General features: G+C 67.9%; 22 protein-coding genes. 8 read left to right on the forward strand and 14 right to left on the reverse strand.

Annotation, left to right across the window (positions count from 1 at the left end; genetic code table 11):
• Positions 1–88 precede the first annotated feature (88 nt).
• The 5 genes from hpf to mtrA all read right to left on the reverse strand — a co-directional run bounded on the left by hpf (position 89) and on the right by mtrA (position 5582).
• Positions 89–736: a ribosome hibernation-promoting factor, HPF/YfiA family gene (hpf, locus tag HMPREF9006_RS03760; protein ID WP_009212213.1), complete on the reverse strand. Its 648-nt coding sequence runs from the start codon at positions 734–736 to the stop codon at positions 89–91.
• A 175-nt stretch (positions 737–911) separates the two neighbouring features.
• Positions 912–1655: a ComF family protein gene (locus HMPREF9006_RS03765; RefSeq protein ID WP_009212214.1), complete on the reverse strand. Its 744-nt coding sequence runs from the start codon at positions 1653–1655 to the stop codon at positions 912–914.
• Between the two features lie 3 nt (positions 1656–1658).
• The gene (locus HMPREF9006_RS03770; RefSeq protein ID WP_009212215.1) at positions 1659–3305 is read right to left on the reverse strand and encodes an LpqB family beta-propeller domain-containing protein; all 1647 of its coding nucleotides are present in this window, start codon (positions 3303–3305) and stop codon (positions 1659–1661) included.
• Positions 3302–4891: an MtrAB system histidine kinase MtrB gene (gene mtrB / locus HMPREF9006_RS03775; RefSeq protein WP_232209820.1), complete on the reverse strand. Its 1590-nt coding sequence runs from the start codon at positions 4889–4891 to the stop codon at positions 3302–3304. Before mtrB ends, HMPREF9006_RS03770 begins: the two co-directional genes overlap by 4 nt.
• Positions 4892–4898: 7 nt before the next feature.
• Positions 4899–5582 carry an MtrAB system response regulator MtrA gene (gene mtrA, locus HMPREF9006_RS03780; RefSeq protein ID WP_009212217.1) on the reverse strand — a complete coding sequence of 228 codons (684 nt, stop codon included), beginning with the start codon at positions 5580–5582 and terminating at the stop codon, positions 4899–4901.
• A 141-nt stretch (positions 5583–5723) separates the two neighbouring features.
• Here mtrA and HMPREF9006_RS03785 point away from each other — a divergent pair, with 141 nt between their 5' ends.
• The 5 genes from HMPREF9006_RS03785 to HMPREF9006_RS03805 are packed head-to-tail and all read left to right on the forward strand — an operon-like array spanning position 5724 to position 11201.
• The gene (locus HMPREF9006_RS03785) at positions 5724–6926 is read left to right on the forward strand and encodes a membrane protein (protein ID WP_009212218.1); all 1203 of its coding nucleotides are present in this window, start codon (positions 5724–5726) and stop codon (positions 6924–6926) included.
• Positions 6923–7555, forward strand: a complete 633-nt coding sequence (locus HMPREF9006_RS03790; protein WP_009212219.1) for a DUF4129 domain-containing protein — start codon at positions 6923–6925, stop codon at positions 7553–7555. Before HMPREF9006_RS03785 ends, HMPREF9006_RS03790 begins: the two co-directional genes overlap by 4 nt.
• The gene (locus tag HMPREF9006_RS03795) at positions 7552–8700 is read left to right on the forward strand and encodes a DUF4350 domain-containing protein (protein WP_009212220.1); all 1149 of its coding nucleotides are present in this window, start codon (positions 7552–7554) and stop codon (positions 8698–8700) included. Before HMPREF9006_RS03790 ends, HMPREF9006_RS03795 begins: the two co-directional genes overlap by 4 nt.
• A complete protein-coding gene (locus tag HMPREF9006_RS03800; protein WP_083806940.1) occupies positions 8693–9862 on the forward strand; it encodes an AAA family ATPase in 1170 nt (389 codons plus the stop codon). The genes HMPREF9006_RS03795 and HMPREF9006_RS03800 overlap by 8 nt, the downstream gene beginning before the upstream one ends.
• Before the next feature lie 7 nt (positions 9863–9869).
• Entirely contained in the window at positions 9870–11201 is a 1332-nt protein-coding gene (locus HMPREF9006_RS03805; protein WP_009212222.1) for a DUF58 domain-containing protein, read from the forward strand.
• Positions 11202–11221: 20 nt separating this feature from the next.
• Here HMPREF9006_RS03805 and HMPREF9006_RS03810 read toward each other — a convergent pair whose 3' ends face one another.
• Positions 11222–12214, reverse strand: a complete 993-nt coding sequence (locus tag HMPREF9006_RS03810) for a stage II sporulation protein M (RefSeq protein ID WP_009212223.1) — start codon at positions 12212–12214, stop codon at positions 11222–11224.
• A gap of 18 nt (positions 12215–12232) precedes the next feature.
• Here HMPREF9006_RS03810 and HMPREF9006_RS03815 point away from each other — a divergent pair, with 18 nt between their 5' ends.
• Positions 12233–13063: an RDD family protein gene (locus HMPREF9006_RS03815; RefSeq protein ID WP_009212224.1), complete on the forward strand. Its 831-nt coding sequence runs from the start codon at positions 12233–12235 to the stop codon at positions 13061–13063.
• Positions 13064–13066: 3 nt separating this feature from the next.
• Here HMPREF9006_RS03815 and HMPREF9006_RS03820 read toward each other — a convergent pair whose 3' ends face one another.
• Positions 13067–13516, reverse strand: a complete 450-nt coding sequence (locus tag HMPREF9006_RS03820; RefSeq protein WP_009212225.1) for a DUF3499 domain-containing protein — start codon at positions 13514–13516, stop codon at positions 13067–13069.
• Positions 13517–13585: 69 nt separating this feature from the next.
• Here HMPREF9006_RS03820 and HMPREF9006_RS03825 point away from each other — a divergent pair, with 69 nt between their 5' ends.
• Complete coding sequence (locus HMPREF9006_RS03825) at positions 13586–14008, forward strand: metallopeptidase family protein (RefSeq protein ID WP_009212226.1); 423 nt, start codon at positions 13586–13588, stop codon at positions 14006–14008.
• 9 nt (positions 14009–14017) lie between these two features.
• On the opposite strand, the gene HMPREF9006_RS03830 is transcribed toward HMPREF9006_RS03825, so the two are convergent.
• The 3 genes from HMPREF9006_RS03830 to HMPREF9006_RS03840 are packed head-to-tail and all read right to left on the reverse strand — an operon-like array spanning position 14018 to position 19007.
• The gene (locus HMPREF9006_RS03830; RefSeq protein ID WP_009212227.1) at positions 14018–15553 is read right to left on the reverse strand and encodes a DUF5719 family protein; all 1536 of its coding nucleotides are present in this window, start codon (positions 15551–15553) and stop codon (positions 14018–14020) included.
• Positions 15550–18714, reverse strand: a complete 3165-nt coding sequence (locus HMPREF9006_RS03835) for a glycosyltransferase (protein WP_009212228.1) — start codon at positions 18712–18714, stop codon at positions 15550–15552. The genes HMPREF9006_RS03830 and HMPREF9006_RS03835 overlap by 4 nt, the downstream gene beginning before the upstream one ends.
• Positions 18711–19007 (reverse strand): WhiB family transcriptional regulator, encoded by a 297-nt coding sequence (locus tag HMPREF9006_RS03840; RefSeq protein WP_009212229.1) that lies wholly within the window; start codon positions 19005–19007, stop codon positions 18711–18713. The genes HMPREF9006_RS03835 and HMPREF9006_RS03840 overlap by 4 nt, the downstream gene beginning before the upstream one ends.
• 311 nt (positions 19008–19318) lie before the next feature.
• Between HMPREF9006_RS03840 and HMPREF9006_RS03845 the strand changes: the two genes are divergently transcribed.
• A complete protein-coding gene (locus HMPREF9006_RS03845; protein WP_034232064.1) occupies positions 19319–19930 on the forward strand; it encodes a hypothetical protein in 612 nt (203 codons plus the stop codon).
• Here HMPREF9006_RS03845 and HMPREF9006_RS03850 read toward each other — a convergent pair whose 3' ends face one another.
• From HMPREF9006_RS03850 to HMPREF9006_RS03865, 4 genes are all read right to left on the reverse strand, one after another.
• Entirely contained in the window at positions 19931–20905 is a 975-nt protein-coding gene (locus tag HMPREF9006_RS03850; protein ID WP_156794387.1) for a glycosyltransferase, read from the reverse strand.
• A 4-nt stretch (positions 20906–20909) separates the two neighbouring features.
• Entirely contained in the window at positions 20910–21917 is a 1008-nt protein-coding gene (rfbB, locus tag HMPREF9006_RS03855; RefSeq protein ID WP_009212232.1) for a dTDP-glucose 4,6-dehydratase, read from the reverse strand.
• Positions 21918–22077: 160 nt separating this feature from the next.
• Positions 22078–23253 carry an ABC transporter ATP-binding protein gene (locus tag HMPREF9006_RS03860; protein WP_009212233.1) on the reverse strand — a complete coding sequence of 392 codons (1176 nt, stop codon included), beginning with the start codon at positions 23251–23253 and terminating at the stop codon, positions 22078–22080.
• On the reverse strand, positions 23253–24188 hold the full coding sequence (locus tag HMPREF9006_RS03865) for an ABC transporter permease (RefSeq protein ID WP_009212234.1): 936 nt from the start codon (positions 24186–24188) through the stop codon (positions 23253–23255). Before HMPREF9006_RS03865 ends, HMPREF9006_RS03860 begins: the two co-directional genes overlap by 1 nt.
• Positions 24189–24222 lie beyond the last annotated feature (34 nt).

Here is a 24222-nt window from a genome sequence, read left to right on the forward strand (position 1 = left end):
CGCGCAAACATGGACGCATTTAACGCTCAGAGCGCACGCGCGGCGCCCCGGGCCTGCCGCCCGGGGCGCCGCGCGCACTCATGAACCGTCAGATCGTCGTGTTCAAACGAAGCACGCCATACGTCCACCCGTGGCGGTGGTAGACGACGCAGGGCTGATTCGTGTCCCTATCGACGAAGAGGAAGAAGGGGTGGCCGACCATCATCATCTGGTCGAGGGCCTCGTCCACGCTCATCGGCGGGGCCTCGTGTACCTTCTGGCGGACGATGATCGGGGTGTCGCCCCACTGCTCCTCACGCGCCTCGCCGACTTTGAGGTCCTCCGCGCTGCGCAGCGGCTTGGGAGCCTCGGGTTCGGGTGCGGCCTCCGGGACGGCGGTCGGCGCTGCATCGAGGATCTCGGTTTCGGCCAGGTCACGCGGGTAGCGGCGCCGGTGGTCCTTCACGCGGTCACGTAGGCGACGCAGGCGCTCGTAGAGCTTGCCGGCGGCGATGTCGACCGCGGCGTAGCGGTCCGCGGACTTCGCTTCGGCGCGAATGATCGGACCTTTGCCGAAAACGGTCAGCTCGATGCGCTCGGCGGTGTCGGCCTGGCGAGGGTTGCGTTCGTGAGTCAGCTCGACATCCACGCGCTGGGCGCGGGGGTAGAACTGAGTGATCTTCGAAACCTTCTCCTCCACGTATGCCCGGAAATTCGGGTGAATCTCGGCGTTACGTGCAACGACGGTGATATCCATGTGTTTCCTCCATGGTGTGCGGCGGGCTCCCTTGCCCGCAGGTGGGGATTGCTCGGTGCTCACTGCCCGAACCGTGCTCTGAGCTATCACCTCCCGCACATGGCGTGAACGGCGTCCGCGCAGCCCACGCTATCGAAAGTCTGTATCCACACTATACCTCATGCCGTGACCTGCGTCATGAGGAAGCGCCCGCGCGACACAGGGCGGCGACGACGTCGAGCGCGCCCAAGACTCGCTCCATCTCACGGATCGTGGCGCCCGTGGTCACCACGTCGTCGACGGCGACCACGCGAATGGATGCGCGCGGAACGGCGAGTGCCCTCATCGCGCCCATGCGCCCCACGACGCGCTGCGCCCCGGCCTTTCCAGATTGAGAGCCTGCCCCGAGGCGCAGACGAACGGCATTGACGACCGCGACGCGTGTGCCCGGACGCGCACTCGACGCGATACCGCGAGCAACGGCGATGGCGATCGGCAGGGCAACCTGTCGACCGCGCATGCGGCGCTTCCACGACGAGGGTGCGGGCACGACCCACACCTCGGTGCGGGGAACGCGGCTCAAGGGCCGCGACTCACGCGCGGCATCCCACTCGCGTGCCTTGCCGATGCCCAGCACCTCGCACGCGCGCACCCCCAGGTTTTCTCCCGCATCGTCCAGGAACTCCCCCAGGTCCGTTCTCGCTGAGTGCTTCGCGCTCAGAACGATCCGCCGCAGCGCCCCACCGTAGTCGCCGAGGAACACCCCGGGGAGGGGGCCACGGTGCCCCTCGACGTCGGCGTTCATCGGGGGGCGACGCGCAAGCGCGCGGCACGACGGGCACAGCACCTGATCCCACGCGAGACACCCGGCGCATTGCACGGGCAGGAGCGCGCCCACGAGTTCCCGAACGAGGTCGCGGGCAGCACGCGGGGCACGCATGCCTCACCCCGCGAACCGGGCGGATGTCAGGCCCTGCGGGGCGCTCTGCCACAGGGCGCCCGACCGAACCAGGACCTGGCGCTCACCCCCCGAATCCACTCCCGTGATGACGACGGAGGCGGAGGACGATCCCGCGCTCATGGAGGAGACGCGAATCGGCAGGGACACGGAGGAGGGAAGCCCTCCCAGCGGCATCGTCACCAGGTGATCCTCCTCGCTCCCGGACTCGCGCAGCACCAGCGCCACCCCCGTCGACGTCGTCCATGAGGCGTCGATGACCGCTGCGCGCTCAACGGTGATCCTCTCGAGGGAATGCACCGCCTGGGGGCGCCCGCCTGCTCCTCGTTCAACGACCCCCACCCACGCGCTGGCGTCACTTCCACGGATGATCAGGGCGCGTACGCCGTCCGGCGAGATCCGCACCGCGTGTATGTCTCCCGCGCTCTCCGCTTCGACGCCGACGCCGAAAGCGCCCTCGGAGTCTCCGCCGACGCTCACCGAGGATGCCGAGGCCGGGCCCCACACCCACCCGTAGCGGTCGACGGAGGGGCCGAGTGGGGCCTGCCCGGGCAGGAAGGCGACGGTGTTGTCACCGCGCTGGGCGTAGACGCCGTCCGTACCGCTCCACGCGACGAGCGCGGAGTCCACGGGCGAGGCCGTCGGATTCGTTGCATCCGTTGCACCGCTCAGGCTCCTGACCCCCGAATCCGAGACGATTCCCACGCCCTGCGGACCCGCGCCAACGAGCGTGTCGAGGGAGTAGGGGGGTGCGGGCGGGACCCCGTGCGCCTCGAGGGTTTCCCCCGAGAGCGTCACACCGACCTGAGAGACATCCCCCGCCTGAGTCAGCGTGCGCGTCAGCTCCCACGACAGGCGAGCCTTCGCGCCCTCGCTCGCGGGCATGACGGCGTTCAGCTCAACGCGAGCCACGCCGTCGGCGACCTCAACCCCGTGGGATGGCAGGGTCGTCCCGGCGGGGATCGCATTGGAGGCAACCGCGGTGAGGGACTGCCGGGGTCCGGCCACCAGGCCCGCCAACAGGTGCGATGCCAGGCGCCGCGAGGGAAACCAGCGCGGGTCCGCCACCAGGTCGGTGCCCTCGGTGGTCGGGAAGTAGAGGTTGACGAGCGAATAGAGGGCCGTGAAGGCCGCCCTGCTCATGAGGACGAGGTTGTCGGGGGCGTTGATGCGCCACTGGCCGTTTTCTCGAACGAGGGAGAAGGAACGGGACACGGCTCCTACTTCGACCCGCGTGAGAACCCCCGAGGCGTCGATGCTCGCCACCCCCAGGACGGACACGGTCACGTCAACCGAGGAGTTGGCCTCCGCTCCCACGCTGATAGCAGGGGCGGTATCCGTGTCGTAGACGAGGATCTCTGTGTCGGGCTGCCACGCACGCGCCGAGGCGGAGGTGAGAAAGAGCCTGGCCGTGGCGTAATCGTCCTGGGGGCCGGCCGCGCACGCCAGGAGAAAATCACCGACGAGGGTCTCGGCATCGGAGCCGTCAGCCGGTCCTTCTGCGGAGAATTGGACGCCAGCACCATCGCGGGCGGGCACATCGAAGGGCGCGGGGGCTGAGGAGGTGGGAAGCGACGCACAGCCCGCGAGCACCAGGCACACGGCAAGAAGGAGGGCGGGTCTTCTTCTCATTCTTCCTCCCACAGGGCAAGGGGTCGGCTGGCGATCTCGTCTCCGGCGTGCCTGGGAAGAGTCATCAGGAAGGAGGCCCCGCGTCCCGGTTCTCCCCACGCCTGGAGGCGTCCGCCGTGTATCTCGACGTCCTCGGTGGCGATCGCGAGACCGAGGCCCGTTCCGCCGGTGGTTCGCGCCCTGGCAGTGTCAGCCCGGTAGAAGCGGTCGAAGACGTGTGCGACAACCTGCGGGGTCATCCCCACGCCGCGGTCGCGCACGCGACAGGCGACGTCGGTGGCGCTTGCCGCCACGGTGATCGTCACCGTTGAGCCGTCGGCGTGCTCGATGGCGTTGACGACGAGGTTTCGAATGACTCGCTCGATGCGGCGCTCGTCAATCTCGGCAGAGGCGCGGGTGGGTGCCAAGGTCTCCACTCTCACGCCCTGACGGCGGGCGAGGTCGGCGCAGCCCGCGACGACGCGCGCGACGATGGGCCGAAGATCTCGTTCTTCCGCGTCCAGCAGGGCGCTGGCGGCATCGTAGCGAGAGATCTCCAGCAGGTCAGCGAGCATCTGCTCCATGCGCTCGGTTTGGTCGTGGAGGAGTTCGGCTGAACGACGCGCGTGAGCCGGCAGGTCATCGCGGTTGTCCCACACGACATCCTCGGCCATGCGGATCGTCGTCAGGGGCGTGCGCAGCTCGTGGGAGACATCGGAGACGAATCGCTGCTGCAGCTTGGCGAGTTCGTCGTACCTGGCGATCGTGTCCTGAAGGGATGAGGTCATGGCGTTGAAGGCTCTGCCCAGGCCCGCCATCTCGTCGTCGCCGCGAACCTCCACGCGCACATCGAGGTCTCCTTCCGAGGCTTTCGTCGCCGCCTGCGCGGTCAGACGCACGGGGAGGAGAAGCCTGTGGAGGAGCGCGAACACGCCGATGGGCAGGGCGACGACAATCGGAAGCGCAGAGAAGGCCAGGACCCGCAGGACGACATCGACCTGGGCCTGGTCGGCGGAGAGCGAGTAGAGGATGTAGAGCTCATGTGTTCCCGCGCGGGGCAGCTGCACCTGCGTTCCCACCAGGATCCCCGGGTCTTGCTTGCCGGAGGCGGAGCGGATGGCAACCGACTGCCACTGGGCGTCTCCCCCCGCCACGGCGGCCCGCATCTGCGGGGACACGAGGGCGCGCATCTGCTCGTCCTCGATCTGGTTGATGCGCAGCGAGGCCGCGGATCCATCCGAGCGCAGGAGGGCGACGTTGGTCGCTCCGGCTCCCGCAGCCGAGGATTTGATCGACGCCAGCGCGCTGCGCGCGGACTCCTGGACCTGGTCCGGGGAGGTGGCGGTCGAGGAGGAGAAGGCAGACTGCGCGGAGGAGAAACGCAGGGAGGCGTCCGCGAGGATCGCGTCCTTGCGCGTGTCGAACATCGAGGAGCGCAGCTGGGAGGCGACGATGACACCGAAGATGAGGAGAATGGCGAGCGCGGCGAGGGTGATCGCCAGGGCGAGCCTGGCGGAGAGGGAATGGCGCACGCGATGGGCGAGGTGCGAGGAGGAGAGCAGCCTCCACACCCGCGACTCGGTCACCGTGCGCGCGAGGCGCCACACAGAGCGGCTACGCTCCGGCGCCGGCACGGTACCCAACCCCGCGAACGGTCACGACCAGCTCGGGCTTTTCGGGGTCACGTTCGATCTTCGAGCGCAGGCGCTGGACGTGAACGTTGACGAGCCTCGTGTCGGCGGCGTGCCGGTAGCCCCACACCTGCTCGAGAAGCTCCTCGCGGGAAAAGACCTTCCACGGCGCGCGCGCGAGGGTGGCGAGGAGATCGAACTCCAGGGGGGTGAGCGCGATGACGTGGCCGTCACGCTGGACGACGTGCCCTGCGACGTCGATCGACAGGTCCTGCAGGGTGATGCCCTCGTCGGCCTGGTTGTCGTCTCTGCCGCGCAGCCGCGCACGGACGCGGGCAACCAGTTCCTTGGGTTTGAAGGGCTTGGGGACGTAGTCATCGGCTCCCGCCTCAAGACCGGTGACGACGTCGGAGGTATCGGAACGAGCGGTCAACATAACGATCGGCACATCCGAGACGTGCCGGATGGCCCGGCACACGTCGAAGCCGTCCATTCCGGGAAGCATGACGTCCAACAGGACCAGGTCGGGATGGTGCTCCTGAAACTGAGCCAACGCCTGGGATCCGTCGCCGCAGAAGACGACTCGGAACCCCTCGTTCTGGAGAACGATGCCGATCATCTCAGCCAGGGCGAGGTCATCGTCGACGACGAGAATGCGCGAACTCATGTCACGATAGTGTCACGAATTCGTCACGGACGCAGGCGACTCGCGCGGTCGCGGCGATTTTCCTCACCGGAACGAAGTTTCGCGCGCTGGCCTCGTATGGCAGGATTAACGCAGTAGCAATATCACCTATCGGAGGCATCAATGAGTTCCCCGTGGACTTCTCCCGACCCATCCAACCCCTACCAGGGGTGGACTCCTCAGGCGGGCGGAGCGAGCGGACCCGGAGCACAGGGGGCTCCCGGGGGCGCTCAGCCAGGATATGGCGCCCAGCCCGGTTACGGCGGTCAGCCCGGTTACGGTGCCCAGCCCGGTTACGGCGGTCAGCCCGGTTACGGCACCCAGCCCGGCGCCTCGGGCTATAGCGCCACCAACCAGTGGGGTTGGGCTGCCAAACCCGGCATTATCCCGCTGCGTCCTCTCGGCCTCGCCGACCTCTTGAGCGGCTCCTTCCAGGCGCTGCGCACAAACCCGACCGTGCTCTTCGGCTTTACCTTCGCGGTGATGAGCATCGTCTCGCTGATTAGTGCCGTCACGACGTACCTGCCCTTCCTCGGTCTTCAGTCAACGACCGGCTTCTCCGATCCCCAGGCAGCAACCAGCAGGAGCGGAGCCGAAGCCCTGCAGCTCCTGACGATGCTCGGGGGCAGCGGCGTGCGCATGCTGGCCACATTCGTGGGCACGACGATCCTCGTGGGGGTCCTGGCCGCGGCCGTCTCGCAGCTGATGATCGGAAACAAGCTCACGGTCGGACAGGCGTGGTCGATGACGATGCCTCGGCTCGGCTCCCTGCTCGGGACGCTCTTCCTGACCGGCTTGATCGTGACCGCGCCGATCCTGCTGTGGTTGATTGCGACAATCGGGATCATCTACTCGCTGTCGGCCTCCGATTCCCTCGCTCCCGCGTTGGGCGGAATGGCCCTCCTGTTCCTGCCGGTGTTCGCCCTCATCGTGTTCCTGAACATCAAACTCCAGTTCGCGCCGATCTGCGCCGTTCTCGAGGAGGCGGGTCCCGTGACGTCTCTGAAGCGTTCGTGGGCTCTGACCGACGGAGCCTTCTGGTCCACGCTCGGACGAATGCTCCTCATCTCGATGGTGACGGGCGCGATAGGCGGCCTCATCGGCTTGGTCATCGGTGCTATCACCGTGGTCCTGGCCTTTACCACCACGGGCGGAGGCGTGGGATCCTCGCCGCTCGTCCTCGCGATCTCCTCGGCGCTGACGATCCTCGCCGCCGGCATGGCCACCCCCATCACCTCCACCTACGAGACGCTCATCTACTCCGACCTGCGGATCCGTAAGGAGAACTTCGCGAGCGTATTGGCCCAGGCAAGTAACCGACAGTGATCGCCGTGCTTACCTGCGAAGCCCCGCTCACCCCTGACGAGGAAGAGGCGCGCGACTGGCTGCTCAAAGAGCTCTCCCGCGTCGAGTACTCGGAGGCTCCCAGCCCCGTCGTGCGCTTCGTCGAAGCGATCATTCGCTGGTTCACGGAGGCTCTGAGCTGGAAGGGGCAGGGCGCCCCGCCTATCTCGCTGATTCTGATGATCATCGCAATCATCGCAATCGCGGGAGTCATCATCGCTCTCATTCTCAACCCGATTCGCCTCGCGAGGAAGGCCTCGCGCACGGTGTTTGAGGAGGAGGCAAGCCTTCCGGAGGCCACGGAGGCATTCGACCAAGCCGTTGCCTCACAGGATTGGAGCCTTGCGTACGTGTGGGCGTATCGCCTCATGGTCCTGGGCCTGGACGAACACGAAGTGGTCTCATCCACGCCCGGCCTGACCGCCCATGAGGCTGCCCGCGCGGCGACCCGAGTCGTCCCCGATATGGGGGCCGAGCTCGCACAGCACGCGCGAGAGTTCGACGCCGTGCGTTACGGCCACTCCTCGATGACGCGGGACCAGGTCGAGGCATTGCGTTCCTTCACGCGCCAGCTACTGCCAGCCTGCGCCCGGGCGAAGGAGCGGTCATGAAAGCCACACAGGTTGCCGTCGTCACTCCGACGAGCAGGGAGCGCTTGTCGGCAGCACGCCCCGGCCTTCTCCTCGTCGCGTTTACGATGATCATCCTCGTCGCCATCGCCCTGTTTCCCCGAGGGGGATACGACGATGCGCCCGTGGGGATCCGCAACAAGGGCGCGGACGGTGCCCGAGCACTGGCCCAGGTCCTGCGCGACCACGGGGTGTCCGTTCGCGAGGTGTCGGTTTCCCAGGCCGCATCGGTGGACGACAACACGACGCTGGTCGTCATCTTTCCGTCCCGCATGAGCAACGAGGTGGCCACCGCGCTCGAAACACGCGCCAACGTCGTCTATGTCGGCTTGGAGGAGGCGTACGGTTCCTTCGCCCCGTACATGGACGGTCTGCGAGCGACCAGGACGTGGAAGAGCTCCCGCACCACCGGCGCCAATTGTTCCTCACAGGCTGCCCAGAAGGCGCACTCCCTGACAACCTCGGACTATGTCGTCTCCGGAACGTCCTCGCAGTGGGAGCTCTGTTTCCCCGTCGACGACAGCTCCTACGCCTACGCCGAACGCTTTGAGCCGGGACGCTTCCGCGCACTCATTCCCGACTCCGTACGCCTGCGCAACCGTGGCATCACGAACGAGGGAAACGCGGCCCTGGCCATCAACGCGATCGGACGGACCCCAAAGGTTGCGTGGTATTCGCCCACGGAGTCCGACAAGCTGACCGACGTGGATCAGAACATCGCCCAGTCCCCCTACATCGCGCCCGCTTTCCTCATCGTTATTGGCGCGGGCCTCCTGGCAGCCGCGGCACGGGGCAGGCGCTTGGGACCGTTGACTCCGGAGCGCCTTCCCGTAGAGGTTCCCGCATCCGAGACCCTCATCGGCAAGGCTCGCCTGATGCGTTCCCGGCGCGCCTACGATCATGCCGCCAGAGCGTTGCGCAGCGCCGCGGCCTCGCGAATCGCCACCTCGCTGGGGGTTGCGCACACGAGCGATCGTGAGACTCTCATCGGCGCAATCGAGCGGCAAGGCTTGCCCGCCTCCCGCTCGACCGCGCTCCTATGGGGGCCGCCCCCCACCTCCGAAGCTGAACTCGTCCGCCTCGCCAACGACCTCGACTCTCTCGAGAAGGAGATCCGTCATGACTAACCCGATTCCCGGCCCGGCGCCCGAAGGCCTCCCCCAGCCCGGCCCGGCGCCCGAAGGCCTCCCCCAACCCGGCCCGGCGCCGATGGCGCCTCCCAACTCCTACGCGCCCCAGGCCGCTCCCCTCCAAGCCGGGGGCGCTCCCCAGGCCTCTCCTGCCTCGTTCGCGGCCCCCACGGGCGAAGGATGGACAGGGCGTTCACTGGACCAGGACGAGATGCGCACGCAGGAGGCGCTCCTCGCACTGAAGGCTGAGATCGGCAAGGCTGTGGTCGGCCAGGAGGCGGCGATCTCGGGATTGATCGTCGCGCTCGTCGCCCAGGGGCACGCCCTCCTCGAGGGTGTTCCCGGCGTCGCCAAGACCCTGCTGGTGCGCACCCTGGCCCGCGCCCTCAACGTCGACATGGCGCGCATCCAGTTCACTCCGGACCTCATGCCCGCCGACATCACCGGCTCCATGGTGTGGGACGCGGGACGCTCGGAGTTCGTCTTCCGCGAGGGCCCCGTGTTCACCAACCTGCTGCTCGCCGACGAAATCAACCGCACGCCCCCCAAAACCCAGTCCGCCCTGCTTGAGTCCATGGAGGAACACACGGTATCCATCGGCGGCCTGACGCGCCCGCTGCCCGATCCGTTCATGGTCATCGCCACGCAGAACCCCATTGAGTACGAAGGCACCTATCCCCTGCCCGAGGCACAGCTCGACCGCTTCCTGGTCAAGCTTGAGCTGCCCCTTCCCGATCGCGACGCCGAGATCAACATCATTGCCCGGCACCAGGCCGGTTTCAATCCCATGTCGCTGTCCGAGGCCGGAATCGAGGCCGTGGCGGGGGCCGCCGACATTCACGCCGCCCACCGGGCCGCCTCCCGCGTCGAGGTGTCCCCCGCGGTCGTGGGGTACCTCGTTGACCTGTGCCGAGCAACTCGCATGTCGCCCGCGGTCCGCCTGGGCGTTTCTCCCCGAGGCGCGACCGCGCTGCTGCGCACGTCGCGCGTATGGGCATTCCTCCAGGGACGAGGCTTCGTCACCCCCGACGACGTCAAGACGATGGCTCCCGTCACGCTCGCGCACCGCCTGGGCCTGCGCGCGGAGGCCAACCTCGAAGGGGTCACGGCGGTCGACGTCATCACAGGGGTGCTCGCCGCAACCCCCGTTCCTCGCTGAGGCACCCGTGGCTATCTCGGCGCGCAGCGCGCTCCTCGTCTTGCTCGGGCTTGTCCCCCTGGCCTTCGCCCCCTCGCGCGCCTTCGCGTGGGCGTGGTTTGGCGTCGTCGTCGCCGTGTGCCTCCTCGACGTACTCGGAGCGCCCTCCCCGCGGTCCCTGCGCCTCAGCCGCGAAGTGTCGGGGCCGATCCGCGCCGACCAGAGCACCGAGGCCACCGTGCGCCTGACCAACACGACCAAGCGCCACATGCTCCTTGATGTGCGTGACGCTTGGCCGCCGTCGCTGCGCCCGGCCCCTTCCCGCCACAGGATCCGGCTGCGCCCCGGGCACTCCGAGCGGGTCTCGACGACGTTGTCCCCCACGAGGCGAGGAACCCGCCACGCCGACATGATCACCATCCGCTCATGGGGGCCACTGCACCTGGGAGCCCGTCAGGTATCCTTCGAGGCCCCGGTGAGCCTCTCAGCGCTCCCGGAGTTCAAGGCCAGGGTCCTCCTGCCCTCGCGCCTCGCGCGCCTACACGAGCTCGAGGGGACCACTCCCACCACGTTGCGAGGCGCGGGAACCGAGTTCGACTCGCTGCGCGCCTACGTCATCGGTGACGACCCCCGCGACATCGACTGGCGGGCCTCCGCTCGCTCAACCGAGCTCATGGTGCGCCAGTGGCGCCCCGAACGCGACCGTCACGTCCTCATCGTCGTCGATTGCGGACGCGCCTCCTCAGCGCTCCTGGGCGCCCCCGAGCACGAGGAGGTTGACTCCATCGCCCTGGGACGTGCCCCTCGTTTGGATTCCTCCATCGAAACCGCCCTCCTCCTGGCCGCTCTGGCCGACCGTGCGGGCGACAAGGTGCACGTGCTCGCGCTCGACTCGCAGGTGCGGGCGCGCGTCTCGGGCGTGCGCGGCGCGAAGGTCATCGAGACGCTCGCCCGCGCTTTCATGGACATCTCCCCACGCCTGGACGTTACCGACTGGTCGCAGGCGGTTGGCGCCATCGAGCAAACGGTTCACCACTCGGCCTTCGTCGTGGTCATCACGAAGATTCCACCCGCGGGCATGGACACGGACTTCACCGATTCCTTGGCCCGCCTGTGCGAGCGCCACACGGTTCTGGTGGCCTCGGCCAGCGACCCCGACGAGCTGCGCGCGCGGCAGGGCCGCGACAACGCCGAGGAGGTCTTCCTGGCCGCGTCGGCGGCTCTCGCGGAGCGCTCCGATGACGCGGGCGCGTCCGATGTGCGAATGACAGGGGCTCTCACTGTGCGCGCATCGGCCGGACTGTTACCCGCGCGCACCGCCGACCGTTACATTGAGCTGAAGAAGAGCGGGCGCCTGTAGCCGCCACCCGCGCCGCTCGATCAGCCGGCGACCGGCTGATAGTAGCCGGAGTCGACTCCGACGTCCGCGTTCTCCCCCGCGGCGTGTGCCCGTCGGCCGAGGATCAGCGTGTAGGCCCACACGGCTGCCGTCATGGTGACCCCCAGGGAGATCTTGACGGCGTCGGGAAGCTGCGAGGGCGTCACAAAGCCCTCCAGGACGCCCGATCCTGCGAGGAGAATCGCGCAGCCAACCGCTGCGGTCATTGACGAGCGGGCGGCAACTCCGACGGCCTGGAAGCGCGTTGCCGCGCCGGGAACGAGGAGAGCCCAGAAGACCCGAAGGCCGGCGGCAACCGAGATGAACACGGCCGTGAGTTCGGGCAGACCGTGGGGCAGGATGAAGCGGAAGAAGTGCCAGGGCCCACCGTAGGTGATGACGATGCCCGCCGCGTCGCCGACCCCCGTCGCGTTGCGCCACAGGATCATGAGGGGATACACGCCCGTGATTCCCGTGGCCACGGCCTGCAACGCAATCCAGGCGTTATTGGCCCACACGGAGAGCCCAAACTCGGCGTGCGTGTCCTGGTGGTAGTACTCCACGAAGTAGGTGTGAGCGTAGTTGCGCAGCTGCTCGGGTGTTCCCAGCTCATTCATTGCGTCGGGGGTGGTCATGAGGTAGTGGGCTTGGATGGCGCCAAGCACGACGAAAACGGCCGCGACCGCCAGGGTCCCCCACCGAATCTGATACAGGGTCAGAGGCAGGGAAACACGGAAGAACCGAGCGATCGCAGCGCCGGTCAGGCTGCCCGTTCCGGCGAGGCGCCCACGCGCCGCGGACAGGGTACGGGACAGGTCCGCGATCAGGTCGGGGTCGGGGCTGGATGTGCGCACGCGCGCCAGGTCGGTGGTTGCCGACCTGTAGAGTCGGTCCAGCTCGTCGATGTCCTCGCCGCTCAGGTTTCTCGTGCGCGTGAGCTCGTCGAGTCTCTTCCACTCTGTTTTTCCGCTTACCCGCAGCACGTCGATGTCCATTGGACTAGCGTGTCATACATGAGCGCACCACGCAGTCAAACGAGCCTCATTCAAGACGATTACGTTCGCACCGGCGAGGCGGTGGTCCTGGACGTGACTCCGGCCTCTCCTGCCGAACGTCTGGCTGCGGCCGTCATCGATGGCACCGTCTACTTCTGGGGTGCCATTATCATCATCATGATCGCGGCGCGGACCTGGCACGGCTCGTCGTCCCTCGCCCGCGTCTTCATGATCGGTGTTCTCGCCTCGTGCATGTTCTTCGTCCCCCTGGCCGTCGAGATGGCTACCCGCGGGCAGTCCCTGGGCAAGTGGGCGTTCAACCTGAGGGTTGTCCGCGACGACGGCGGCCGAATCACCGCGCGTCACAGCGCGGTGCGCGTGTCTGCAGGCATCTTGGAGTGCTGGCTCACCATGGGTGGCATCGCGTTCTTTGCCGTCTTGATGAGCAAGAAAGGCAAGCGCCTCGGGGACATGGCGGCGGGAACAATGGTGCTCTCGCAGGGGCCGTCCGTGTTCTATCCTCCGCTCGTCATGCCGCCGGGGCTGGAGGAGTGGGGGCGCACGGCCACGATCCTTCCGCTCGATGAAGCTCTCGCAGCCGAGGCTCGCGCGTTCCTCACCACGAATCGTCACCTCACCGCCGAGGTGCGCTCTCAGGTGGCGCTCCAGCTGGCCGACCGTCTCTCGCGTCGCGTCCAGACTCCTCTGCCTTCGGGCCTGCACCCCGAGATTGTGATTGCCGCTGTGATGGTCGCGCGCCGCGACCGGGAGTGGGAGAGGGAGGCGCGGCGCCGAGCCAAGGGCAAGGCCCGTTTCCACGAGGCGACGCAGCCTCGTTTCGGCCTGTAGGCCCTACTCGTCAGCCTCGTCAGTGCCGCTGACAACCGTGAACTGGGCACGCCGACGCGCGTATGGGCTCGACGGGTCCAGGGGACTGGAGGTGTCGGGTGCGCCCACGGAGTGAGCCGCGCCGAAAGGTCCGGCTTCTGCCCTGCGCGTGTGCGCGCTCGGGTCGGGGGCTTCCTGGGCTTCCTGCGCGACCCGACGCACGGCATCGACGAGGGCGGCAAGGTCGTCGCCCGAAGGGGGAGCCGGCTCGAAGTTGGTGGCCAGGCGCACGACCTGCCAGCCGAGGGGCGCCGTGAGGTGCTGGGCGTGTTCGTCGCACAGGTCGTAGGAGTTCGGGTCGGCCACGGTGGACAGCGGGCCGACGACGACCGTGGAGTCCTTGTAGTCGTAGGTCAGAGTTGCGACGGCCGCCGTTGAGCAGCCGGGTTTGGAGCAGTGTCGTTGGGCAATCACGCCCCTAAGAGTACGACACTCTGTGCCCGCATCGCGCGCTCCGGCGCACGCTCGGCATACTCTGAGGGGGTGTTGTCTACGCGCCGTCACCTCTCGAGCCGCAACCGTCACGGTCGCGGGCCGCGCGGTCCCCTCTTTTTCCCGGGGACGCCCGCGTGGCGGACGCGGCGCGAGGACTTCGATCTGCTCGTCAAAGAGCTGGTTTCCGACCTGATTCGTCGCTGGCCCCAGGTCGCGACGATCGAGTTTGCGGTCGAGGATGTGCCCCCGTCGGATCCCGCGCCGTGGGAGTCACACAGCGTGGTCGTCGCCCGGGTCTTCCCCGCGGATCGGCGCCGCGCGTTGCGGGACCGGATCGTGGTCTATCGGCTGCCGATCGTGCAGCGTTGTCCCGCCGAGGAGGTTGCCGCCACGACCCGGCGGGTTCTCGTCGAGAGAATCAGCCACATCCTGGCGCTGCCGCCGGATGAGATCGACGACGCGCTGGCGTGAGGCAGCCCCTCAGTTCGTGAGCCGAATGTCGCCCGTGACGGCGCTGATTCCCTCGGTTCCGACATTCCACGTGGTGCTCATGGTGCCGACTGCCGTGTCCGCCGACACAACGATGGCGGCGTGGATGGGCGACTGCGCGAGGATGCGTCCCGCCGCGTCGGGAGCCTCCACGAGGGTGGGGATCCCCGGCGCGACGTAGACGGTGCGCTCCCCCACTCGCACGGCGACTGCCCCGGGGGTGGAGGACGAGGTGCCGGAGGACTGCGGGTCCTGCGCGGGGTCGGACTGCGGTTGCGTCGGGGAGGGGGATGACCAAATGTCGGGGGTGGGGGTCGGTGTCGGAGTACCCGACTGAGGGGCGGGGCTCTGCTGTTGGGGCGCGCTTCCCGTGGCCTGCGCGGGCACGTAGAGGAGCAGGTGGGCGCGCACGGCGGTGACTCCCGACTCGGTGGCGAGCGAGGTGTCGCGGATCGGGGCGGAGGACAGGACGCTCGTTGCCGCGTCCTGCAGCTGCTTGCGGCCGGGGATGGCAGCCTCCGTCAGTGACGTCGTCGGCGTGGCGTTGGCCCGCATGATCCAGGCGCTCGCGCGCTCGGCCCAGGGCGCTCCGAGCGTGATCGTGGTCGCGTGGGCAACCACGTCCTGATCGGCGGTGACGAGAAGAGCAATGGGAGTGGAGTCGTTCGAGGCGCCGTCGAGCGGCATGTCGAGGGTGGTCCCCTCGGCGACCGTGGCCTCTCCTCCGGGCAGCGGGTGTACGCCTGAGGAATCGGCGACCCACACGCGCACACGAGCGTCGCCGGATGGAGAGACGAGGCGCAGCAGCGATGTCCCGCGAGGGTCGATCCCGAGGATGGTGTGGCTGGGGGCGGGTACGCTCGCCGAGGCGAGGGTCGTTCCCTGGGGGATCTCTCCGTTCATGAGGGACGCCTGCGCCCACGCGGCGACTCCTCCCCCATCGGCTTGCACGTGCACGGCGAGGGCGCTCTCGTCCGGGAACCAGCCCGCGAGGAGGACGGAGGCCGTGGAGCCTGCCGGGACGGTGACCTGCCGCGGCGCGGTGTTGAGGCGTCCGGATGCGCCGAAGCCGTCGACGCTGACAACGGAGGCGGTGGGGCCGGGATTGGACAGGAGGAGGACGATGTCGGCTCCGGAGGTGGTTGCTCCGGTGGCGATCCATTGGGAGGTTCGGGGGGCGGCGCAGCCGACCGCGCTGAGTCCGGCCAGCTCACCGCCTCCTTGTCCGGCGATGCTCAGGGCGGACGGGATGACGCCAGCTTCTCCGGTCACCAGTGTCGGCGCGGGGCTCACGGGCGCCGCCGATGTGGAGGTCCAGGCGGTGGCGGCGGCCACGTTGCTCGTGTCGAAGGGGTCCACGATTCCGGCCGGGCAGGCGAGCCGTATCTGGGAGGGATGGGCGCTGAGCGCCGTGCCCGCCACGTCCGATGGGGTGGGGCTGACCCACAGGGATGCCGATGCGAGGAGTGCGAGGGCGCATCCGGCACCGACGCCGCACGTTAGGGTACGGATCCTGGATGCCATCATTGCGACCTCCTCACGGATAGGGCGCTGGCGGCGGCCACGATGAGACAGATGCCCACTCCGATGCGCCACGGGAGAATCCACCACGCGCGGTAGGCGACACTCAGGCTTCCCGCAGTGGGCATATCAAATGCCTGCGCCCACCCTCCGGGTGCCTCGGTTGGCGCGAGTTCAACGCCGTCGACCGAGGCATGCCATCCGAGGTCCGCCCGTTCCGCCAGGATGAGCGTGCCCGCCGCGTTCACCTCGCCGTCGACCGCGAGCTGTGAGGACCCCACGACGGTGTGTCCGCCACCCGCCGAGTCGATCCTGACCCGCGAGGGAGGGATACCGTCGGGGCGGACGCGCCAGACTGTCCCAGAGGTCGTCTGCCCCACCTTCTCCAGTCCGGAGGCCCGGTCGAGGCCGTCCGCCAGGGCTGTCGCTCCGGACGCGCCGAGCGGGACGAGGATGGTGTCCACGTCGTGGGCGGCCAGCTGCTCCACGGTGGCATCGTCGGGATAGACGACCAGCGTGTAGGCGGCCTGGGCGAGGGAGGCCGTGGCAGGGTCACTGAGCACCCCGCTGGTGGCCCCCGCTCGCGCCTGCCCGAGGCTCCGGGCCCGGGACGCGGGAGAAGAGTCGGTGAGGCTCACGCCCGCTCCGCGCCACAGCATCGCGTTGACGGTGCCGCTATTCGGGTCGCCGTCGAGGACGAGGATGCGTCCGGCGCGCTGGTGACGCTGCGCCTGCGACGCAACGGCGGAGACGATGGGCGAGGACATGACCGAGACGGTTTCGCGCTGGGACAGGGCGTAGGTCGGGAGGGACGAGGCGTCGACGCGCATGCGGAGCGCGGATGCCGCAGCGACGCCGCCGGAGCCGAGGAGAGCGAGCAGCGCCACGGCAGCGCTGGCTCGAAGAATCAGGGGACGGCTGGCATCCCACGCGCGTTCCATCCCTCCGCGGGTGCCGGACGGGATGGCGAGACGAGCCGCCACGCCGAGGAGGGCGAGGAAGGAGAGGGAGAAGAAGGGCGACGTCCACGCCGAAGCGACGAGGGAACCGTGCAGGCCGACACCCACGTGGGAGAAGCACCAGCCGATAGCGGCGGCGAGCGCGGCCCCGCAGGAGGCTGTGAGGGCAGGGCGGGAGCGAGTTATCGCAAGGGACGCGATCGCGGCGACGAGTACCGCCCCGCCGATGAGGGCGAGCGCGATGCCTTCGAGGGCGGATGCCGGGGCGGCGGGAAGCGCGAGCAGTGCGAGCCAGGAGGGCGCGCGGGTATAGGCGTGCACTCCCCCGGCGGTGGAGGTCAGAGCGGGCCAGGAGATGGGGTGGGCGAGGATCGAGACGAGCGTGGGAGCGAGGACGACGGCCGCGGGGAGAGCGACTAAGAGGCGGCGCCAGGAGCGCAGTGCCAACACGGTAGCCGCGAGGGCCAGGGTCCACGGGGCGCAGCACGCGAGAACAAGAACGGCCAGCGAGGCGCAGCCCGCGGAGATTCCCCTGGGCCGAGTCGGGGCCGCCACCACTCCCGCGGCACCGTCGACGAGGAGCGGGGCGGGGGCACGCAGGCAGTAGGCTGCGGCGATCGGCATCGCGGCGTGGGCGAGCCCTCCTGCGAGAACGCCGTGGGTCCCGCTCAGCATGAGCGGGGGCGCGAACGACCAGGCGAGGGTGAGCAGGGCGCGCATGCGCAGGGAGGCGGTGAGAGAGCGTGTCGGTACCCATGCGGCCAGGGCGGCGATGGGCGAGGAGGCGACGAGCAGGAACGTTGCCGTCGCTCCGGGGGTCACGCCCAGCGGTGCCAGTGGTGCGCTGAGGATGGCCAGGAGGATGGTCATGGGATCGGCCCCACCCGCGTGGCCGTCGCCGCCGGGGATCCAGCCGGACCAGGCGGCACTCCACAGCTGTGTCCAGGACGTTGGCAGGGAGACCCACGCTCCCCCAACGAGTCCGGCGTGCGCCCCCCACCACTGCAGGATCGCGACGAGGGACGTGCCGATCAGCACGGCGGCGAGAGTCGAGGCCGACCGGATCCTGTAGCGCCACATCGAAGCGAGGACGAGGGGATCGATGCGCTCCCCGCTGTCGTCTTCCTCTGCTCGCGCGGGCTCGGTGCGCAGCGCCGAGGGAGCCTCTTCGAGCGCGCGGAGGGAGGAACGCGGAACGACGCGGGACTTGGCGGCGCGCGCCCGTCCGAGCAGGAGACGCGGGGTGGCGCCGATGAGGGAGGCGAGCGCTCCGAGTTCCGGCAGAGCCAGGGCCGCTCGCCCGGTCGTGATCCGTCCGATTGCGCGGGCGGGGGTCCACACGAGGAGCCACAGGGCGAGGAACGGAAGCGCGAGGAGCGGCACCGCCTTGCACCAGTTGTAGAGCTGGGCGTAGCGCCGCCTGCGGAAAGAGGCGTCTTCATCGCAGGCATCGCCGCTCGATTCGCGCGACCCCTCGGGGGATCCCGACGCGGTGAGCGCGGAGGCGCCCGCGGGGTCGGCCGCCGCGTGCAGCGAGGCGCGGGCGTGGCGCACGCGCGCCCGAGGGGCCACGATCACGCGGTATCCCGCGAGGTGGAGGCGGCGCCCCATGTCGAGGCCGTCTCCGAAGGGGCCGAGGGCGGGATCGAATCCGCCGACGGCCTCGTAAGCGTCGGCGCGCAGGAGGAGCCCGGCAGTGCCGACCCCGAGAACGTCGCAGGTGCCGTCGTGCTGGCCCTGGTCGATGTCGCCTTCGCCGACGCGTTCGAGTCTGCGCGCGCTGGCGGTGGCGAAGATTCCCAGCTCGAGGAGTCGGCGCCCATCCCAGCTGAGCTGCTTGACACCGACGGCCGCGACGGTCTTTCCGACGGATGCCGCGCGGGTGAGTTCGCCGAGGCACTCGGGCTCGGGCGCACAGTCGTCGTGGAGGATCCACCACCACTGGTGCGAGGCGAAGGCGCCGCCCTGGGACTGCGCCCGGCGAATGGCGTCGCCGAGGTTGCGTGCGCGCCCCACGCGAACGATGTCAGCACCCTCGGGAAGGCGTTCCGCGGGAAATGGCGTCACGTGCCGTCCTGCGACATCGACGACGGTCACGGAGTGAGGCGCCACCGTCTGCTCGTCGATGGCCCTCAGGACGGATTGGATGAGCGGTGAGTCTCCCCGAGTGACGAGGATCGCTCCGACCGTGCGCTGAAGGGAGCTCAACCGGCCATACGGCGCAGGCGCCGCCTCTCGCGTTCGGACATGCCACCCCAGATGCCGAAGCGCTCATCGTTGGCGAGGGCATACTCGAGGCACTCCTCGCGAACCTGGCAGGCCTGACACACGGCCTTCGCCTCGCGCGTCGAGCCGCCCTTTTCGGGGAAGAAGGCCTCGGGATCCGTTTGGGCGCACAGCGCGTGCTGCTGCCAGGCAAGAGGTCCGTCAATGCGCGCATACAGCGCCGCGTCGGCGTCCTCGGACCACTCGAGGGGTCCGTCACCGAAGATGCTCCACATCGCGAAGCCTCCTTATAACGAATCGATCAATACGAGAATTACACGCGTGTCGTTGTCGGAAGTCAAGCGCTTTCGCGATATTGAGACCTTTGCCGTTCCACTTGACCCAGCGGTAAAACAATGCAGTCCCCCACATACTTCACAGTTACTAGGTACTTGGTTGGTCTAGGACCTTCGATATACTTGAAAGCATGAAAGAGAATCCGGCAAAAACTATGACGAGCCTCACCGACTGCGTGGAGGTCGTTAACGGCTGGTCAGGCCCGACTCTCACGCAGTACGGGAACGAACGCGTCGAACTGGGTGGCCCCGTGGTCGCCCGATGGCTCGCGAAGATAGCAAACTACCTGACAAACGAGCTTGCCACCGACCTTTTCGGCTCGGATGAGATCACGCCCGCGCGGCTCTACACCTCCCTGCAACCGTGGCAGGACGTCCTGTGGCAGGTCGCCGCCCGGTCCTTGTCGTGGGAGATGCTCGAGACGCGTCGCCCCCTCCCCGGGGACGTCTTCGTCTCGAATGATCTCGGGCCCGAGGCCGCGCATGCCCTTGAGGCCGGCGCGCACGTCTTAGCTCAACCGGCCGCCTACCTGTCGTTCTCGTGGGAGGGTCCGCTCGGCGGGGCCTTGGACGCTCTCGCGGAGATCGCGATGCAACCCGACGTTCTCGTCGTGGACACTCCCCCCATCCTGGACGCCGTCAGGGACGAGGCGCTGGCCGGGCTTCGCCAGCAGGGACCCATCGTGGGCAATCGCGTCGCGCTCCTATGGGACCAGCGCACGGGCGTGGGGCAGGTCCTGGACCAGTGGATGGCCGGCCGCTCCGTCGTCATCATCGACCCGCGCACGACCCCGCCCGAGTCTCTGACCCAGATCCTCCGCTCCGAGGCGGTTGACACAGGCCTGGTGGCGTATCGGCGCTAGCTACCAGACTCCCAGGACGCGCGCGGCGGCGAGCTTGATGCCCTCCACGCGGTCGCGCCTGATGTGTGGCCAGCGCATGCTAAAGCGCAGCCTCGCCGCCAGACCCTGATCCTCAAGCTCGCCGAGGATTGCCTCCAACTCGCGGCGTCGACGGGGTTCAAAAGTGCCCACCGCGAGGGCGGCACGCGCCGTCAGAATGAACTGCCTGCGATAGAAGCCGTTGCGCAGCTTGGCCATGCGAGCATCGCGCGCCCCCGCACCAGAGTTTGCTCCCTGCACGTTGCCGCCGTGCTGGCGGTATTCCAGCGTCGGTTCCTCGCCGATCACCCACGGCAGGCCACGCGCGCGCGCGAGCGCGTACAGGTACCAGTCGTGAACGCCGATCTCGCTGTAGTCCAGGCGTGAGACCGCCTCGACGAGAGCCGCGTGAGCGTCGGGAGAGAAGAGGTAGGTCGACCCCGGTCCCGCGGCCTCAAACAGGAAGTCCCACGCGCGCTGCGGCTGAGATTTGCGAATGAGGCGACGCTCACCCACCGCCCCGCCCGGTAGGCTCTCGAAGGAGGTGACATTGGAGGAAACCACGCAGGCCCCTTCGGCGCGCATGAGAGCCAGCTGCCCGGACAGTTTGTCCCGGTGCCACACGTCGTCCTGGTCCGTGAACGCCACGTAGGAGCCGTCGGGAACGTGGGTGGTAAACAGGTGCAGGAAGTTACCCGTGACCCCCGGCTTGCCTTCGCGCTGGGGCACAACGGTGATGCGCGGGTCGGCGGCGGAGCGCGCATCCAGGTGGGAGCGCGTCGAGTCCGTGGAAGCATCGTCGGATACGACCAGGGACACCTCCACCCCGACCTGATCGAGGACAGAGTCGATCTGCTCGTCGAGCCACGCCCCGCCCTCGGCCATCCCGTTGTAGGTGGCCATGAGGACGGTGACGCGGGGACGAGGTCCACCCCCGTCTCGGCTCACCTCAGCCAACGACTCAGTGCCCCTCGGCGGCGTACTTGGCTTCGACGGCCTCCTTCAGGGGCGCCCACCAGGCCTCGTTGTCCGTGTACCAGGCGATCGTGTCGGCCAGGCCGTCACGGAAGTTGGTGAAGCGGGGCTCCCAGCCGAGCTCAGTCACGAGCTTGGAATTATCGATCGCGTAGCGCAGGTCGTGCCCGGGGCGATCGGTGACGTGGTCGAAGTCGTCCGCCGGGTAGCCCATGAGCTCGTTCAGGATCGCGACAACGTCGCGGTTGTTGGTCTCGCCGTTGGCGCCGATCAGGTAGGTCTCGCCGATCCGTCCGCGCATGAGGATCTCCCACACGGCCGTGTTGTGATCGCGCACGTGGATCCAGTCGCGCACATTCAGGCCGTCGCCGTACAGGCGCGGACGCACTCCGCGCAGGCGGTTGGTGATCATGCGAGGAATGAACTTCTCGATGTGCTGGTAGGGACCGTAGTTGTTGGAGCAGTTGGAGATCGTCGCCTCGACTCCGAAGGAACGCACCCACGCGCGCACCAGGAGATCCGACCCGGCCTTGGAGGAGGAGTAGGGCGAGGAGGGGTTGTAGGGGGTCGTGGGCGTGAACTTCGCCGGATCGTCCAGCTCGAGGTCACCGTAGACCTCGTCCGTGGAGATGTGGTGGAAACGAACCTTGTGGCGACGCACGGCCTCAAGCAGGGTGAAGGTTCCCACCAGGTTCGTCTGAATGAACGGCGAGGGATCCAGGAGCGAGTTGTCGTTGTGGGATTCGGCGGCGAAGTGAACGACCGCGTCCGCGCCGCCAACCACGCCGTCGACCAGGTCCGCGTCGGCGACGTCGCCTTCAACGACGCTGAGGCGGGCCGCCTGATCGGCGGGGATGTCGGTGAGGGAGGCGCGGTTGCCCGCGTAGGTGAACTTGTCCAGAACGACGACGTCGACGTCCGGATGGTCCTCGAGGAGCGTGTGAACAAAGTTCGCTCCGATAAAGCCGGCGCCGCCGGTGACGACGATCTTCATGGGTCTTTCTCCTTCGTGTGCCCGCAGGCCTGTCGTGGTCGTGTCTCGTCGGGCGCACCCGCGCCCGATGCTGCCCCCATTATGCCGCAGATCGGCGCGCAGGCATTCGCTCACGCGCCATCTGGAGTCGGAAGCCTCGCGTCGGCAGTCCGGGCGCCCCTCAGCCCTCGACTTCGATCGCGGAATCAAGAGCGACGGGCCCCGAGCCGATGCCGTTGCCCTGCACGACGAGGTCCCACGCCCCGTCGCGCTGAGCGTAGGGCTGCCCGCCCGCGTCGTCAATGGAGACGTTCATCCGGTACATGCCCTCTCCCAGGGTCAGGGTGGGCACGGTGATCATCACCGTCGCGTCTCCGTCGATGGGCGGCAGCGTCACACCGGAGTTGCGCGAGTTGTAGTAGTGGAGCTTTTGGCCCAGGTTCGTGTCCAAGGAGAAGGCCGTCACCCAGCCCTCGACGCGTTTGGAGGCGTGCAGATCCATGCGAATGCGAATGGTGTCCCCCGTGCGGGCGACGCGAAGCGGCGCCCCGTCCTCGTCCACCATCGCGATGTCGCGGATCGAGATCGTGCCGCTCTCCTCCGTGTGGACGGGGGCGGCGAGGGCGTCGCGTTGGAATCCTTCGCGCAGAATGCGCACCGCGTCCGACGTCGATCCCTCGAAGACGAGCTTGCCGTGATCGAGAACCACTCCCCGCGTACACACGGACTCCACTTGTTCCGCCGAGTGGGAGACCAGGACGATGGCTCGTCCCTCGGTCTGGAACTCGTGGATCTTGTCCATGCACTTGCGTTGGAACGGCTCGTCGCCGACCGCCAGGACCTCGTCGACGAGGAGCACGTCCGGGTCGGAGTGGACGGCGACGGCGAAGGCCAGGCGCACATACATGCCCGAGGAATAGAACTTCACCTGGGTGTCGATAAACTGCTCGATACCCGAAAACGCGACGATCTCGTCGAAGCATGCCTCGGTTTCCGCCCGCGTCATGCCCAGGATCGAGGCGTTCAGGAAGACGTTCTCTCGCCCCGTCAGATCCTGGTGGAAGCCAGCACCCAGCTCGAGGAGGGCGGCCATGCGCCCGCGGGTCGTCACGCGACCGGAGGTGGGCCGAATGATGGATCCCATGATCTTGAGCAGCGTCGACTTGCCCGATCCGTTGTGCCCCATGAGGCCCACCGACTCATTCAGTCGCACATCAACGCTCACGGAGTCGAGGGCCCGAAACTCCTTGACCCGGCTGCCCGAGGAACGCAGGATACGATCCTTGACGGAGGTGTCCCTGTGCAGCTGAAAGACCTTGGAGACGTTGTCCACGCGGACGACTTCGGGCATTGACATTACAGCTCCTGAGCGAAGTTGCCCTCGAGGCGCGCAAAGATGCGGTGCGCCCCAAAGATAAGGAGAAGACCGACGATGGCCGCCACAGCGAGGCGAATCATCAGGTGCGAGGGATAGGGCTGATCCGCCCCCGCTGCCCACAGCGACTTCTGGAAGCCGAGGATCGCCAGCGTCACGGGATTACTGAGGTATATCTCGTGAATGACGGGGTAGCTCTGCGCCAGCGCCCGCTCCACGTAGCTGTAGGAGTAGACGATGGGCGATGCCCAAAAGGCCAGGAAGGTAATGACCTCGATCAGGTGCTGGATGTCGCGCATGTAGACGTTGAGCGCCGAGAGCAGCAGGGCGAAGAGCGTGGCGTAGATGACCAGCACGACCAGGCTCAGCGGCAGGTAGGCCAGCTGGGGCAGCGATGGTATCGCGCCGGTGACGACGATTGCGCCGAGCAGGATGACCAGCTGAATCGCGGAGTTGACCGCGGCGGTACCCAAGGTTGACAGCGGGAAAATCTCGCGAGGGAGGTAGACCTTCTTGATGAGTCCGGAGTTCGCCACGATCGACCCCGTTCCGCCGGTGACCGCTTCGAGGAAGAAGCCCCAGGCCGTCAGGCCGGTGAAGACGAAGATCGCGAAGGAGGGGATTCCCCGGGCGGCACCCAGGAACTGGCCGATCACGATGAAGTAGATGAGGAGCTGTGAGAGCGGCTTGAACAACGACCACACGAACCCGAGGTTGGAGTCCTTGTAGCGAGCCTTGAGCTCACGGTTGACGAGCAGGCGCAGCAGCTCGCGACGATTCCACACGTCGGCGAACGCTCGCTTCGTCCCGTTCCACAGGCCGCTCTTGTCCCCCAGCTCGCGCAGGGGTTCGCCTTCGATGCGCGCAACCCGCTGGGCGAGCGACGTCGAAGGAGAACGTGGCGTGCTTTCAGTCATAACAACTCACTATATCCGACCGCTTAGTCAGGGA

It is taken from the genome of Actinomyces sp. oral taxon 180 str. F0310, from assembly GCF_000185285.1.
In the GTDB taxonomy this organism is placed as follows: domain Bacteria; phylum Actinomycetota; class Actinomycetes; order Actinomycetales; family Actinomycetaceae; genus Pauljensenia.

Coding starts and splice junctions, on each gene's coding strand:
- HMPREF9006_RS03830 (WP_009212227.1), bottom strand. CDS start 15,553: ATGATGGCATCCAGGATCCGTACCCTAACGTGCGGCGTCGGTGCCGGA.
- HMPREF9006_RS03815 (WP_009212224.1), top strand. CDS start 12,233: ATGAGCGCACCACGCAGTCAAACGAGCCTCATTCAAGACGATTACGTT.
- HMPREF9006_RS03795 (WP_009212220.1), top strand. CDS start 7,552: ATGAAAGCCACACAGGTTGCCGTCGTCACTCCGACGAGCAGGGAGCGC.
- HMPREF9006_RS03865 (WP_009212234.1), bottom strand. CDS start 24,188: ATGACTGAAAGCACGCCACGTTCTCCTTCGACGTCGCTCGCCCAGCGG.
- HMPREF9006_RS03800 (WP_083806940.1), top strand. CDS start 8,693: ATGACTAACCCGATTCCCGGCCCGGCGCCCGAAGGCCTCCCCCAGCCC.
- HMPREF9006_RS03860 (WP_009212233.1), bottom strand. CDS start 23,253: ATGTCAATGCCCGAAGTCGTCCGCGTGGACAACGTCTCCAAGGTCTTT.
- HMPREF9006_RS03810 (WP_009212223.1), bottom strand. CDS start 12,214: ATGGACATCGACGTGCTGCGGGTAAGCGGAAAAACAGAGTGGAAGAGA.
- rfbB (WP_009212232.1), bottom strand. CDS start 21,917: ATGAAGATCGTCGTCACCGGCGGCGCCGGCTTTATCGGAGCGAACTTT.
- hpf (WP_009212213.1), bottom strand. CDS start 736: ATGGATATCACCGTCGTTGCACGTAACGCCGAGATTCACCCGAATTTC.
- HMPREF9006_RS03765 (WP_009212214.1), bottom strand. CDS start 1,655: ATGCGTGCCCCGCGTGCTGCCCGCGACCTCGTTCGGGAACTCGTGGGC.
- HMPREF9006_RS03785 (WP_009212218.1), top strand. CDS start 5,724: ATGAGTTCCCCGTGGACTTCTCCCGACCCATCCAACCCCTACCAGGGG.
- HMPREF9006_RS03770 (WP_009212215.1), bottom strand. CDS start 3,305: ATGAGAAGAAGACCCGCCCTCCTTCTTGCCGTGTGCCTGGTGCTCGCG.
- mtrA (WP_009212217.1), bottom strand. CDS start 5,582: ATGAGTTCGCGCATTCTCGTCGTCGACGATGACCTCGCCCTGGCTGAG.
- HMPREF9006_RS03840 (WP_009212229.1), bottom strand. CDS start 19,007: ATGTGGAGCATCTTCGGTGACGGACCCCTCGAGTGGTCCGAGGACGCC.